Raw genomic sequence first — 14,032 nt, 5'->3', positions numbered from 1 at the left:
CCCACGAGCGTAGCGAAACGCCCCAGTGTGGCGCCCGCGCCGACGTCCCCACCGCCCAGCGAGCGAGGCCATCGGCTTCCAGCCCGAAACTCCGACCTCTCGAGATGGCACCTCTGTTGCTTTTCCGATCGAGCACCCCGACACGGGGCCGGAGGTCCATCGATGAGCAAGATTCTGCGTGGGATTGCGGCAGGCTATGGCGCGAAAAAGCTCGGGGGCGGGTGCTTCAGCACCATCCTCATCTTCGTCCTGCTCTGGTGGGTGCTGGGGCACTTCGGCATCTTCCGCTGATCGCCGCCCGCGCGCCCCTCAGCGCGACCGGCCCTTCTTCCGCTGCGCCTTGCGCGCAAAGAACGCCCGCCGCGCGTCCGACGATTTCGCGCCTTGCCGCTTCTTCACCTTCGGCGGGGTCTTCGCGAGCGGGACGTCGACCGGCGGCTCGCCGAGGCGGCCGCGCGGCGTGAGCGACGCGCGCTGGTAGGTAATGAGCTCGCCCGCCTTCTCGAACGAGTCCTCGCGCACCTCCACGAGGCCCGCCCGCACGAGGCCGCCGAGGAGGTGCTCGAAATCGCGCCGCTCGAGCGATCCGCCGGCGAACGCCTCGCGGTAGAGCCGGCCGGTCGGCTGCTCGCCGTCGCGCAGCGCCGAGAGGATCCTCGTGATCGCCTGCGCCTCGTCGCGGCTCGGCGCCCGGAACTCCCGCGCCACGCACGCGGCCGGCGCGCAAACGTCGCAGAGGCCGCAGGGCTCGCCGCTGTCCTCTTGGTCGCCGAAATGGCGGACCAGGTGCAGCATGCGGCAGCCGTGGCTCTCGGTGAACCGCGCCATCTGCACGAGCTCGGCGAGCTTGTGGCGCCGCTGCGCCTCGTAGGGCCCGCGCCACCCCGGCTCGCCCAGGGCCACGCCCCCGTCCGGATCCACGCGCGCGCCGCCGTGGATCCAGAGCTTCTCCAGGGCCTTGTCCGCGACCTCCGGTTCCATCCCGAGATCGCCCAGTATCTCCTCTCGCGGGCGCGGCTCCGCGGAGAGGGCCCCCTCGATCCGCTGCAAGACCGCCGGATCAGGGTAGTCGCGCTCGTGGAAGAACTCGTGCATTCGCCGGTCGACATACGAGTGCATCAGCACGGCCCGCGACGGGAGCCCGTCGCGACCCGCTCGGCCGATCTCCTGGTAATACCCCTCCAGGCTCCCGGGCAGCCCAGCGTGGATGACCGTGCGGACGTCGGGCTTGTCGATGCCCATGCCGAACGCGATCGTGGCGACGATGACCTCGGTGCTGCCGTCGAGGAACGCCGCCTGGATCCGGTCGCGGACCTGCGGGGCGAGGCCCGCGTGGTACGCCTCGGCGGGGAGATCTTCCGCGAGGCCGGCGGCGAGCGACTCGGCCTCCTTCCGGGTCGGCGCATACACGATCGCGGGCGTGCGGCCCTCCTGCCCGAGCAGCGCGCGCACCCGGGCGAGGCGCTCCCCCGGGCTGACCTCGAGGAGCTCGATACCCAGGTTGCTCCGCCGGAAGCCGTGAATGAAGCGCGCCGCGGAGGTGAGCCCGAGCTGCTCGACGATGTCGTCCTGCACGACCGGCGTCGCGGTCGCGGTGAGCGCGATGACCGGCGCTGGACGGAGCGCCGGGAGCCGCTGGCCGAGCATGCGGTAATCAGGGCGGAAGTCGTGGCCCCACTTGGAGATGCAATGGGCCTCGTCGACGGCGACGAGCACCGGCTTTCTGCGGGCGAGCAGCTCGGGGAAGCCGGGCACGCGGAGCCGCTCGGGGGCGATGAACAGGAAGTCGAGCGCGCCGTCCAGGTAATCGATACAGGCCTTGCGGGACTCGGGCCGGCTCCGGCCGGAGTGGATCCGCTCGGCGGCGAACCCGCACGCCCGGAGCTTGGCGGTCTGATCCTCCATCAGGGCGATGAGCGGGCTCACGACGAGCGTGGTGCCGCCGCGCGCGATCCCGGGGAGCTGGTAGCAGAGCGATTTGCCGGCGCCGGTGGGCATGACGAGGAGCACGTCGCTCCCCGCGGCCGCCGTCCGGCAGACCGCCTCCTGGTAGCGGCGGAACGCGCGGAAGCCGAAGCACTGCTGGAGCAACTGGAGGAGATCCGCGGGCCGGCGCGCCGGCGGTGACGCAGCGATCGATGCGCCCGCCGTGGCGCGCGGAGGCGGCTCGACGATCGCGGCAGCGCGCGACGACGGTGGAGGCGAGAGCGGCGCGACTGCCGCGGCGGCGCGCGCCGGAGGTGACTCGACGGCTGCGGCGCGCGCCGGAGGTGACTTGACGGCCGCGGCGCGCGCCGGCCTGGGCGCCGCCGCCGCGGCGACCGCGCCCGCCGCGGCGGACGAGCGCACCACGGCCGCGGCGCGCGCCCGGGTCGGCAGCGGGGATGCGGCCGCCCCCGCGAGCGCCGGAAGGGCGCCGCGCGACGCGGTGCCCGGCGCGCTCCCCGCGCCGCCGGCCGGCGCGCGCCGCGGCGTCGCGCGCGGCGCCTCGCGGTCGCGCCGGGCCTCCGGCGACGCGGTCGCGGCGCCGCGGCCGCTCCCGAGGCCCGGCCGCTCGCCGCGCTCCGGAAACGGAGACGACCGCTCCTCCGGCCGGGGCGCCGCGCCCCCCGCCGGGCGCCGCCCGGCGCTCACCTCCTCCACCACATGGCGCACGTACGACTCGATGCCCGCCATGAACGAGGCCAGATCGCCGCCGCCCCGGGCCATGCGGGCGAGCTTCGCCTCCCACGCGCCCGTCATCGCGGGGCTCTTCACGTCCGCGTGGACGACCTCGATCAGCCCGATGCCCTTGTCGGTCGCGTGCAGGAGCTTGCCCTTGCGCACGAGGTACTCGCGCCGGAGGAGCGTCTCGATGATCGCCGCCCGCGTGGCCGGGGTGCCGAGGCCCGAGTCCTTCATCGCCTCGGAGAGCTCCTTCTCGTCGAGGCTGCTGCCCGCGGTCTCCATCGCGGTGAGCAGCGTGGCCTCGGTGAAGCGCGGCGGCGGGCGCGTCTTCTTGGACAGCGCCTGCGCGTCGAGCACGAGCTGGACCTGCCCCCGCGCGAGGCCCGGCGGGAGCAGCTGATCCGCGGTCTCGCGCTCGCCCTCCCCCTCGTCCGCCTCGCGCCCCTCGCCTCCCTTGGCGTCCGATTCCCCCTTCTTGCGCGGCCTCGCCGGCGGCTTGCCGAAGCCGATGTCGAGCACCTTCCACCCGACCTTCTCCACGACGCTGCCCGCGCTGTGGTAGCGATCCACGATCGGCGCCCCGGCGCCCTCGCCCCGGGCGCGCGTGGTGATCGCGGTGATGACCGTGGTGATCGCGGTGACGTGATCCTCGTGCCACGCCGAGAGCAGGCGGCGGCAGACGAGGTCGAAGATCTTCTGCTCGTCCGGCGAGAGCTCCGCGCGCGAGGCCCGGGCGCCGGTGGGGATGATGGCGTGGTGATCGCCGATCTTGCCGTCGTCGACGAAGCGCTTGCCGAGCGGCCGGATCCCCGTCCCCGGCGCGAGCATGCCCTGGTAAGCGCCCTCGATCGCCTGCACCACGGCGCCGAGCGTGGCCGCCACCTCCGTCGAGAGGTGCCGGCTGTCGGTGCGCGGATAGCTGATGAGCTTCCTGCGCTCGTAGAGCGCCTGCGCCACCTCGAGCGTCTTCTGCGCGGAGAAGCCGTAAAGGCGGTTGGCGTGCCGCTGGAGCTCGGTCAGGTCGTAGAGCAGCGGCGGCGGGAGGCGGCGGGACTCGGGCCTCACCGCCTCGACGCGCGCCTCGCCGCGCCGGGCCCGCTCGATGATGCGCCGCGCCTCCTCGCCGTCCGGGGGGAGGCGCCGCCGCGACGGCGCGGTCTCGGCCTTCTCGCCCTCGCCCGCGGGGCCCGCCGGCTCGCGCGGATCGCTGGCGAGCGGTTGGTCCCGGAAATACGTGCCCTTGTACGACGCGTCCGCGGCGCCCTCGCCGCCCTCCCGGAGCGGGCAGAAGGTCGCGACGACCTCGAGGTACGGCTCCGGGACGAACCGTCGGATCGCGAGCTCGCGCTCGACGACCATGGACAGCGTGGGCGTCTGCACGCGGCCGACCGAGAGATCCTGATCGAAGACGAGGCTGTAGGCGCGCGAGAGGTTCATGCCGACGAGCCAGTCGGCCCGGCTGCGCCCGCGCGCGGCGTCGGCGAGGCCGTCGTAGCCGCGCGCGTCGCGCAGCCGCCGCAGGCCGTCGCGGATGGCGTCGGGGGTGAGCGACGAGATCCAGAGCCGATCGACCGGCTTCTTGCAGGCGGCCGCCTCGTAGATGTAGCGGAAGATGAGCTCGCCCTCGCGGCCCGCGTCGGTCGCGCAGATGACGCGCTCGACGTCGCGCCGGCCCAGGATCTTCCGGACGATCTCGAACTGCGCCCGCGTCCCGGGGAGGACGACGAGCGGGAACCGCGCGGGCAGCATCGGAAGGAGGTCGAGCCGCCAGCGCTTCCAGGCGGGGTCGATCTGGTGCGGCTCGGCGATGGCGACGAGGTGCCCCACCGCCCACGTGACGACGTAGCCGCCGCCCTCGAGGAAGCCCTCGGCGCGCCGCGAGGCCCCGAGCACCGCGGCGATGTCGCGGGCGACGGCGGGCTTCTCTGCGACCACGGCGATCATGCGAAGACCATGCGACCACCGGGAGCCACGGGCGTCGCCCGCGCCTCCCGCGGGGCGTTGATAGCGCGTGCCGCGCTCGGGCGGTATGGAGAAGCGCGCCGGACGGCCGCGAGCGGCGCGCGGACGGGCGGGTGGCGCCCTCAATCGCCCCGAGAAATTCCACGGAACGGCGGGAACGCAGCGCCGAGGCCGATGCCCCTCGAGGCTCCCCTCCCCGCCTCCGCGCTCCGACGACGGCGCGCCCCCCGCGCGTCGCGCGCTGTCTCCGGCCGCCTCTCGAAACGCGGTCGACATGGACTCGGCCCTATCGTGAGCCGTCGCGCGTGGCCGCCTGTCGTCCCCGAAGGACGGCGATGACACGACGTCGTCCGCGCGCCACACACACCACGCATCGGTCGACTCCCGATCTCTCCATCCACGCTTGACGGCCGCTCACCGCCGCTGCGAGCATCGGCGCTCTGCAACGATAAGCACCCTTTCAATGGCGAAGCTCTGCGCGTGGCGGTGGTTGCTCTGCCTCCTGCGCCACCACGCAGATCCCCACCTCGCACGGCATGCTGGTGCGCGCCGCCTACGCGGAGGAGCGCCCCGAGGTCGTCGTCGGCCTGCCCCGCGCGATCATCGAGGCAGACCGCATCTTCGAGGGCGATCCCGAGCGGTAAAGCGAGCTCATCGAGCATGTGACCGGGGTCGGCGCCGAGGTGGCCGACATGTCCCACGGCCCCCTCGGGACGTCGCCGCACGCTGCGTCTACGCCTTCAAAAGGATTCGAGAATTGGGTAACGTGACGAGCGGGTCGCGCCCGGGCGCGGCAGGTCCCTCATGAGGCACGTTGCAGGAGACCCCACCGCGCCGCCGAGACCTGCGCGTCGGAGGAGGAGAGGCGGTTGAGAGCCCTGGTCGTCCGCGCCCGCTCGTGGGCTTGCGCGCTCCCGCTCACCGCCGTGGTCGAGACCATGCGCGCCCTCGACGTCCGGAGCGTCCCCGGCGCGCCGCGGTTCGTGCGCGGGCTGGCCGTCATCCGCGGGGCGCACGTGCCCGTGATCGACCTCGCGGCGCTGTTCGGCGTCGCGGACGGGCAGCGCGGGGCGCGCCTCGTCTCGGTCCGCGCCGGAGCGCGGCCGCTCTCGCTCGAGGTCGACGAGGTGCTCGGCATCAAGGAGCTCGACCCGGCCGCCCTGGCGCAGGCTCCGCCGCTCGTCGCCCAGGCCCTGCCGGAGTGCGTGGACAGCCTCGGCACGCTCGACGGGCAGGCGATGGCGCTGCTCGAGACGGCGCGGCTCCTGCCCGAGGCCGCGTGGTCGGCCGTCCGAGGCACGGCGTGAGCTCCGCCGAGCGCGACCTCGGCCCGCTCGAGGAGCTCCTGGAAGAGCGCCTCGGGCTCTCGCGCGCGTCCCTGCACCTCGGCGCCGATCTCGAGGCCGTGCTGCGCGAGCGGATGCGCGCCCGGGGGTGCTCCGATCTGGGCGACTACCGGCGAGCGCTCGACCGGCCCGAGGTCGCCCGCGAGGAGCTCCACGTGCTCGCGGGCCAGCTCACGGTCGGGGAGACGTACTTCTTCCGCGAGTGGCAGCAGATCGAGGCCTGCGTCGAGATCGCCCTGCCGGAGCGCTTCGCCGCGCGCCAGGGCGGCGAGCCGATCACCGTGCTCTCGGCGGGCTGCGCCTCGGGCGAGGAGGCGTACACGCTCGCGATCGCGCTCCACACCGCGTACCCGGGGCTCCTGCCGCACCGGATCAAGGTCGTCGGCGTCGACGTCAACCCGGGCGCCATCCAGAAGGCGCAGCGGGCGCGGTACTCGGAGTGGGCCCTGCGGGCGGTCCCGGACGACATGCGCCAGCGCTTCTTCGCGCGCGCCGGGGCCGACGTCGCGCTGCGCCAGGAGATCGTCAGGCTCGTCGAGTTCCAGGTCCGGAACCTCCTCGACGACGACCCCGCTTTCTGGAGGCCCGGCGCGTTCGACGCGATCTTCTGCCGCAACGTCCTCATGTACTTCGCGCCGCAGAAGGTGGCTGAGGTGCTCGACCGGCTCCACGCCGCGCTCGCGCCGCGCGGCTTCCTGTTCCTCGCCTCGAGCGAGTCGCTCCGCGCCGCGAGCGCCGCGTTCGAGGCGGCGCACTCGCACGGCATCTTCTACTACCGGCGGAGCAGCGCGCCCCCCCGCCACGCGCGCGGCGACGCCCCGCGCGCGAGCCGCTGGGTCGCGCGCATCCACGAGGCGTCCGCGCGCGTCGCCGAGGTGGCCCAGCGCGTGTCGCCGCCCCCGCGGGGCGACGCGCCGGCCTCGCCGACCGCGCAACGCGCGTTCCCATCGACGAGGCCCCCGCCGACGAGGCCCCCGCCGACGAGGCCCCCGTCGACGAGGCCCCCGTCGACGAGGCCGCCGGCGCTGGCCGAGCTCGCGGCGATCGACAGGGCGCTGGAGCTCATCGGCGGCGAGCGGTTCACCGACGCGATGGCGGCGCTCGGGGCTCTGCCCCAGCGGGCCGCGTCGAGCGCCCGGGTCGAGCTCCTGCGCGCGGTGATCCTCTGCCAGCAGGGCGAGCTGGCCCGCGCCGAGCGCGCCTGCCAGCGCGCGCTCGACGCGGGCGACGCCGGGGACAGCGGCGCGGCCCACTACGTGCTCGGCCTCTGCCAGGAGCAGGCCGGCGACGCCGCGGGCGCCGCGCAGCACTACAAGGCCGCGGCGTCGCGCGATCCAAGCTTCGCCATGCCGCACCTCCGGCTCGGGCTGCTCGCGAAGCGCGCCGGCGACCTCGCGACCACGCTGGACGAGCTCGGCCGCGCGGCGGCGCTGCTCGTCTCGGAGCGGCAGGAGCGCCTCGTGCTGTTCGGCGGCGGCTTCCCGAGGTCGGCGCTGATCGGCCTCTGCCAGGCCGAGCTCACGGCCCGGGGAGGGCGCGCCGGATGAAGCGCGCCCTGCTCGCCGAGCGCCTCGCCGCGCTGCAGGCCGCCTTCGACGCGTCCTTCGCCGAGCCCGCGCGCACCCGCGCCGAGGAGCCGGCGCGCGCGCTCGCCGTCCGCGCGGGCGACCGCAGGCTCCTCGTGCGCATCGAGGAGCTCGCCGCCGTCGAGCCGTGCCGCCGGATCGTGCCGCTCGCCGGCGGCCCGCCGGGGCTGCTCGGGCTCGTCGGCCTGCGCGGCCGGCTCGCCGCGGCGTACGACCTCGCCGCGCTCGTCTCCGGCCGGCCGCGCGCCAGCGTGGGCGCGGCGGCGGCCGGGCCGGCGCCGCGCTGGCTCCTCGTCTGCGCCGAGCACCCCGACATCGCGCTCGCGTTCGACGAGATCGAGGGCCACGCCAGCGTCCCGCGCGAGGGCGCGCGCTCCGCCGCCGCCGAGCGCGAAGGCGCGGGCGAGCTCGTCACGGAGGCCGTCGAGGTCGACGGCGAGCCGTGGGGCCTCCTCCGCGTCGCCGCCGTCGCGGACACCGTCTTGCGCCGGGCCGAACGAGGCGCAGAGCGTCCCAAGGAAGATCGATGAAGACCACGTGGACCATCCCGCAGCAGATCGCCGCCAGCCTGTTCTTCCCCCTCGTCGTGCTGATCGTGCTGGGCGTCGTCTCCGTCCACAAGACGGCGAGCCTGCTCGAGATCAGCCAGGAGCTGAAGCACACCTACCGGGTGCTCACCGAGCTCGACGAGCTCCACGCCCACTTCCTCGACGCGGAGACGGGGCAGCGGGGGTTCATCATCACCGGCGACGACGCGTTCCTGGAGCCCTACGAGATCGCGCTGCACTCGATCGACGCCGACTACGAGGAGCTGCGCCGGCTGACCGAGGGGAACCTGGGCGCGCAGGAGCGGCTCGGCCGGCTCCGGCCGCTGATGCGGGAGAAGCTCGAGGAGATGCGCCTCTCGGTCGAGCAGCGCCGCCGCGAGGGCGCCGCGGCCGCCGCGGCGACGGTCGCGAGCGGCCGCGGCCGGCGGGCCATGGATGACATCCGCGCCGTCGCCGGCGAGCTCCGCGCCGAGGAGATGCGCGCCCTCACGGCGCGAGAGCAGGAGGCCGCGGCGAGCGAGCAGCGCCTGCTCGTCACCCTCACCGCGGGCTCCGCGCTCACCGTCCTCGTCGTCGCCGCGGTCGGCTTCCTGATCATCCGCGGCATCAACCGCCGCATCCACTCGGCGACCCGCCGCATCGAGAGCTCCGCGACGGAGCTCCAGGCCGCCGCCACGCAGCAGGCGCAGGGCTCGAAGGAGCAGGCGACCACCTCGACCGAGGTCTCCGCCACCATGCGGGAGCTGCTCTCGACGTCCCACCAGATCGCCGAGAGCACGCAGCGGGTGACGCAGATCGCCGCCGACACCGCCGCGGCCGCGCGCGCCGGCGACGAGACCGTGAAGCGGGCGCGCGAGGGCATCGACGGCGTCCAGCGCCAGGTCGAGCAGATCGTCCTCCACATGCTCGATTTCGGCAAGAAATCCCAGGAGATCGGCGGGATCCTCCAGATCATCAACGAGCTCGCCGAGCAGACGAACATCCTCGCGATCAACGCGACCATCGAGGCGGCCGGCGCCGGGGACGCGGGCCGGCGCTTCGGGGTGGTCGCCGACGAGATCCGCAAGCTCGCCGACCGCGTGGGCGGCTCGACCAAGGAGATCCGCGCGCTCATCGACGAGATCCGCGCGGCCGCGAACACGACCGTGATCGCGACCGAGAGCGGCTCGAAGGCGGTCGACGCGAGCGCGCGCCAGTTCGGCGAGGTCGCCACGAGCTTCCGGCAGATCTCGGAGCTCGTCAGCAGCACCGCCGAGGCGTCGCGCGAGATCGAGCTCAGCACCAAGCAGCAGGCCACGGCGGTCGAGCAGGTCAACGCGGCGCTGCTCGACGTGGCGCGCACCGCGCGCGAGACGGAGGCGAGCTCGTCGGTCACGCTGAAGACGTCCTCCGAGCTCGCGACGCTCTCGAAGGACCTCGTCCGCCTCATCCAGCGGCCAGCCGGGGCGTAGGAGCACCGCTTGGGGAGCGATCTCTACAAATACTTCCGGATGGAGGCCCAGGAGCTCGCGGACGGGCTCGCGTGGAGGTTGCTCGATCTCAAGGAGCAGGGCGGCCAGGGGGAGCCGCTCGACCAGTGCTTCCGGCTGGCGCACACGCTGAAGGGCGCCGCCGGCGCGGCCAAGCAGCTCAAGATCGCCGAGCTTGCCCACACGGTCGAGGACGTGCTCACGCCGTTCCGGCGGGACCGCCAGCCGATCCCGGCGGAGCACATGGGCGAGCTGATGCGGCTCATCGGGCTCATCCGCGACGAGGTGTCCCGCCTCGCCGCGGAGGAGCCCTGCGACCCCGAGCGCGGCCGCCCGGCCCGGCGCAGCGCGCACGAGGAGGTGGCGCGCGTCGATCTGGCCCACGTGGGCGCGCTGGCCGACGAGATCGGCGAGGCCATCGTGCAGCTCGAGTCGCTGCGGAGCAGCGCGGAGGCGCTCGATCGGGCCGAGCGCCTCACCGAGGCGCTCGGGAACGTGAGCTCGCCGGAGGAGGCGGTGCGCAACCTGGGGGAGCTCGGCGCGCGGCGGGCCGGGGGGCTCTACCGCGAGCTCTGCGCCGCGCTCGCGGACGCGCGCGCCGAGCTCGCGCGGGGCATCGACCGGCTCTCCACCGAGCTCCGGCAGGCGCAGGCGCGCACGCGCGAGCTGCAGCTCCTGCCGTGCGCCGGCGTGCTCGAGGCGGTGGAGCTCGCGGTGCGCGAGGCGGCGGACTCGCTCGGCAAGCGCGTCGATTTCCAGGCGAGCGGCGGCGACATCCGGCTCGACAGCGCGGTGATCACGGCGCTGCGGGACGCGGCGCTCCAGATGGCGAGGAACGCGGTCGACCACGGGATCGAGCCCGAGGCCGCGCGCCGCGCCGCGGGGAAGCCGGCGGCCGGGCAGATCCAGCTCCGGGTCGAGCAGCGCGGCAGCCGGGTCGCCCTGATCTGCAGCGACGACGGCCGCGGCGTCGACGTGGCCGCGGTCCGGAGGGCGGTCGTGCGCGCGGGGCTCCGCCGCGAGGAGGAGGCGTACGACCTCACCGCGGAGGACGCGCTGGAGCTCATCTTCGGGCCGGGGGTGAGCACGTGCGAGGCGATCACCTCGCTCTCGGGCCGCGGCGTCGGCCTCGACGTGGTGCGCGAGACCGCGGCGAAGCTGAGCGGCACGGCGAGCGCAGAGAGCCAGCCCGGGCGCGGGACCACGATCGAGCTCGTGGTCCCGATCTCCCTCTCGTCGGTGACCGCGCTGCGGATCGAGGACGGCGGCCACACGGCGCTCCTGCCGCTCGACGCGGCGCGGCTCGCGCTCCGGCTCGACGCGGGCGCGATCGTCCGCGGCCCGGAGCGCGACGCGATCGTGATCGAGGATCGCCTCGTGCCGTTCGCGCGCCTCGCCGCGGTGCTCGGCGCGGCGGAGCCGGAGGGCGAGCCGCGCTGCGCGGTGGTCGTCGGCGCGGGCGCGTCGCAGGCGGTGCTCGGGGCCGATCGCCTCCTCGGCGCGGTGCCCGTCGTCGTGAAGCCGCTCCCCGCGGCGGCGGGGGCGCCACCCGCGGCGCTCGGGGCCAGCCTCGACGTGCGCGGCGACCCGGTGCTCGTCCTCGATCCGCGCGGCCTGGTCGAGCTCGTGCGCGCGGCCGGCCCGGGCGGCGCGCGGAGGCGCGAGCGGCGCCCGCCGCCGCCGATCCTCGTCGTGGACGACTCGCTCACCACCCGGATGCTCGAGCAGAGCATCCTCGAGTCCGGCGGGTACGAGGTCGATCTCGCGTCCTCGGGCGAGGAGGGGCTGCGCAAGGCGGCCGAGCGGCGTTACGGCCTGTTCCTCGTGGACGTGGAGATGCCGGGGATGAACGGCTTCCAGTTCGCCGAGCGCGTCCGCGCCGATCCGGCGCTGCGCGAGACGCCGCTCGTCATCGTGACGTCGCTGTCGTCGGCGGCCGATCGCCGCCGCGCCAGGGAGGCGGGCGCGGACGACTACATCGTGAAGGGCGAGTTCGACCAGCGGCGGCTGCTCGACACGGTGGCCGGGCTCGTCGCTCGAGCGCGGGGGGCCGCGTCGTGAGCCGCGCGCCGCAGGCCGAGCCCCGCGCCCCCTCGCGGAAGATCCGCGTGCTGGTGGCCGACGACTCGCGCACGGTCCGCAGGCGCATCGTCGCCGCGCTCGAGGCGGACCAGGAGATCGAGGTGGTCGGCGAGGCCGGCGACGGGGAGGCCGCGATCGCGCTGTGCGAGCAGCTCCGGCCCGACGTGCTCACGCTCGACATGATGATGCCCAAGGCGAGCGGGGTCGCGGTGACCGAGCACGTGATGGCCTACTGCCCCACGCCGATCCTCATCGTCTCGGCCTCGCTCGAGCGCGGGGAGGCGCTCGGGACGTTCGACGCGCTGGCCGCGGGCGCCGTGGACGTGCTCGACAAACCGGCGGCCGGCGACGAGGGCGACGCCTGGGATCTGCGGCTCGTGAGCGCGGTGAAGCTCGTCGCGCGCATCAAGGTGATCACGCACCTGCGCAGGAAGCTCCGGCCCGCGCGCCCCCTGCCCGCCGTGGAGGCGCCGGGCGGCGCGCGCGCGGATGACGGCTGGTGCCGGGTCATCGCGATGGGCGCCTCGACCGGGGGGCCGTCGGCCATCGTCGAGGCGCTGAGCCCGCTGCCAGCGTCGTTCCCCGTGCCCATCCTTCTCGTCCTGCACATCGGCGCGCCGTTCGCGCCCGCGTTCGCCGAGTGGCTGGCCGGGCGGCTCGCGATCCCGGTCTCGATCGCGACCGACGGGGAGCCGCTCCCGCGCGCCGGCCAGCCCGGCGTGAGGCTGGCGCTGCCCGACAGGCACCTCGTGGTCGAGAAGGGGCGGCTCCGCCTGACCGACGGTCCGGAGCGGCACTCGTGCCGCCCCTCGGTCGACGTGCTCTTCGCGTCGATCGCGGTCGAGGTCGGCGAGCGCGCCATCGGCTGCCTGCTCACCGGCATGGGCCGCGACGGCGCCGAGGGGATGCTCGCCATGAAGCGCGCGGGGGCGACGACCCTCGCCCAGGACGAGCCGTCGTCCGTCGTGTTCGGGATGCCGCGGGAGGCCATCGCGCGGGGCGCGGCGCAGCACATCTTATCCGCAAGCGCCATCGGCCCTACTTTGCTGGCGCTGTCCAGGAGCACGAGGAAATCGCCATGAAGCCGCACGTCCTGATCGTCGATGACAGCCTCACGATACGCATGGATCTCCGGACCCTGCTCACCACCGGCGCCGGGTTCGTGGTGACGGCGTGCGAGACCAAGGCGCTTGCCCAGAAGGTCCTGAAGACGAGGGCGTTCTCGCTGGTGATCCTCGACGTGCTCCTGCCGGACGGCGACGGGCTCGATCTCCTCCGGGAGATCCGCACCTCGGAGGATCTCGCGCACATGCCGGTCATCCTCCTGTCCACCGAGATCGAGGTGAGGCACCGGATCCACGGGCTGAGCATGGGCGCCGACGAGTATGTCGGGAAGCCGTACGACGGGAGCTACCTCGTGCACCGGGCGATGGAGCTCGTGAGCGAGCGCAGCAGCGCGCGCCGCGCGGCGGAGGGCGGCGGCTCGGGCCTGAGCGGCAAGAAGATCCTCGTCGTGGACGACAGCCCCACGTACCGCGCCTCGCTCGCGCACGTCCTGCGGCAGGACGGCTGCGACGTCATCCCGGCGCAGTCGGGCGAGGACGCGCTGAGCCTGCTCTCCGTCGAGGGGGTCGACTGCGTGATCATGGACCTCCTGATGCCGGGGATGGGCGGCATGGAGGCCGCGCGGCGGATCAAGCAATCGAGCGGCACGAGCCACATCCCCGTGGTCATCCTGACGGGGCACGACGACGCCGCGACGCGGGCGGAGGGCGCGCGCATCGGCGTCGACGACTTCGTGCTGAAGGCGCCCGAGCTGACGATGCTGCGGTCGCGGCTGCGGAGCCTGTTCCGGAACAGGCCTGCGCCGGCCGCGGGCGGCGGGGCCGCCGCGCGGCGCGCCGGGAGCAGCCCGGATCTCCCGCCGCCGAGCTCGCGGGCCGGCAGCCGCGCGCGCAGCGTGTTCCCGGGGGCCGGGTCGCTGTTCGATCAGGTCGTCGCGGTGAGCGGGCTCTCGAGCGTGATCGGGCCGAGCACCATCGTGCGGGCGTGCCGGCGCGCGGGCATCGAGCCGTGGTCGATGTCGCCCGAGGACCTCCACCGCGCGCTGCCGGCCATCCGCGAGACGCTGCGCATGTTCCTGAGCGAGGAGGACTCCGAGCGCGGCATCGCGGCCATCAGCCTGCTCGCGCGCGACGCGGCGTCCGCCGCGAGCTGAGCGGGCTCGCCCGACTTACGCAGTAGCGGACGATGTCGGACGCTGAAGGATGATGACGGGCGATCCGTGTCGTCGCCTTGACGCGCGCGCGCCGAGCGGGTTGACGTATTTCCTGGACGTTTGCCGCCGCGCCGGGGCGCGCGGCGGTGCGAGA

General features: G+C 74.6%; 9 protein-coding genes. 8 read left to right on the top strand and 1 reads right to left on the bottom strand.

All coding sequences use genetic code 11. The annotated features are described in order from the left end of the window. Window positions 1-162: 162 nt before the first annotated feature. Entirely contained in the window at window positions 163-291 is a 129-nt protein-coding gene (locus WMF33_RS20535) for a hypothetical protein (RefSeq protein ID WP_020736078.1), read from the top strand. Window positions 292-309: 18 nt separating this feature from the next. Here WMF33_RS20535 and WMF33_RS20530 read toward each other — a convergent pair whose 3' ends face one another. Next, on the bottom strand, window positions 310-4,611 hold the full coding sequence (locus WMF33_RS20530; RefSeq protein WP_437338729.1) for a DNA topoisomerase 3: 4,302 nt from the start codon (window positions 4,609-4,611) through the stop codon (window positions 310-312). A gap of 887 nt (window positions 4,612-5,498) precedes the next feature. Between WMF33_RS20530 and WMF33_RS20525 the strand changes: the two genes are divergently transcribed. The 7 genes from WMF33_RS20525 to WMF33_RS20495 are packed head-to-tail and all read left to right on the top strand — an operon-like array spanning window position 5,499 to window position 13,878. Next, a complete protein-coding gene (locus tag WMF33_RS20525; RefSeq protein WP_437338728.1) occupies window positions 5,499-5,936 on the top strand; it encodes a chemotaxis protein CheW in 438 nt (145 codons plus the stop codon). Further along, window positions 5,933-7,522 (top strand): CheR family methyltransferase, encoded by a 1,590-nt coding sequence (locus tag WMF33_RS20520; RefSeq protein WP_437338727.1) that lies wholly within the window; start codon window positions 5,933-5,935, stop codon window positions 7,520-7,522. The genes WMF33_RS20525 and WMF33_RS20520 overlap by 4 nt, the downstream gene beginning before the upstream one ends. Then, the gene (locus WMF33_RS20515) at window positions 7,519-8,091 is read left to right on the top strand and encodes a chemotaxis protein CheW (RefSeq protein ID WP_437338726.1); all 573 of its coding nucleotides are present in this window, start codon (window positions 7,519-7,521) and stop codon (window positions 8,089-8,091) included. The genes WMF33_RS20520 and WMF33_RS20515 overlap by 4 nt, the downstream gene beginning before the upstream one ends. Next, window positions 8,088-9,560, top strand: a complete 1,473-nt coding sequence (locus WMF33_RS20510) for a CHASE3 domain-containing protein (protein ID WP_437338725.1) — start codon at window positions 8,088-8,090, stop codon at window positions 9,558-9,560. Before WMF33_RS20515 ends, WMF33_RS20510 begins: the two co-directional genes overlap by 4 nt. A gap of 9 nt (window positions 9,561-9,569) precedes the next feature. Next, window positions 9,570-11,639 carry a hybrid sensor histidine kinase/response regulator gene (locus tag WMF33_RS20505; RefSeq protein ID WP_437338724.1) on the top strand — a complete coding sequence of 690 codons (2,070 nt, stop codon included), beginning with the start codon at window positions 9,570-9,572 and terminating at the stop codon, window positions 11,637-11,639. Next, window positions 11,636-12,742 carry a chemotaxis-specific protein-glutamate methyltransferase CheB gene (gene cheB, locus WMF33_RS20500; protein ID WP_437338723.1) on the top strand — a complete coding sequence of 369 codons (1,107 nt, stop codon included), beginning with the start codon at window positions 11,636-11,638 and terminating at the stop codon, window positions 12,740-12,742. The genes WMF33_RS20505 and cheB overlap by 4 nt, the downstream gene beginning before the upstream one ends. After that, on the top strand, window positions 12,739-13,878 hold the full coding sequence (locus tag WMF33_RS20495) for a response regulator (RefSeq protein ID WP_437338722.1): 1,140 nt from the start codon (window positions 12,739-12,741) through the stop codon (window positions 13,876-13,878). The genes cheB and WMF33_RS20495 overlap by 4 nt, the downstream gene beginning before the upstream one ends. Window positions 13,879-14,032: the final 154 nt, after the last annotated feature.

The organism is Sorangium sp. So ce394, assembly GCF_051474665.1.
GTDB classification, from domain to species: Bacteria; Myxococcota_A; Polyangia; order Polyangiales; family Polyangiaceae; genus Sorangium; species Sorangium cellulosum_D.
This window is presented reverse-complemented; position numbering and strand designations above follow the sequence as displayed.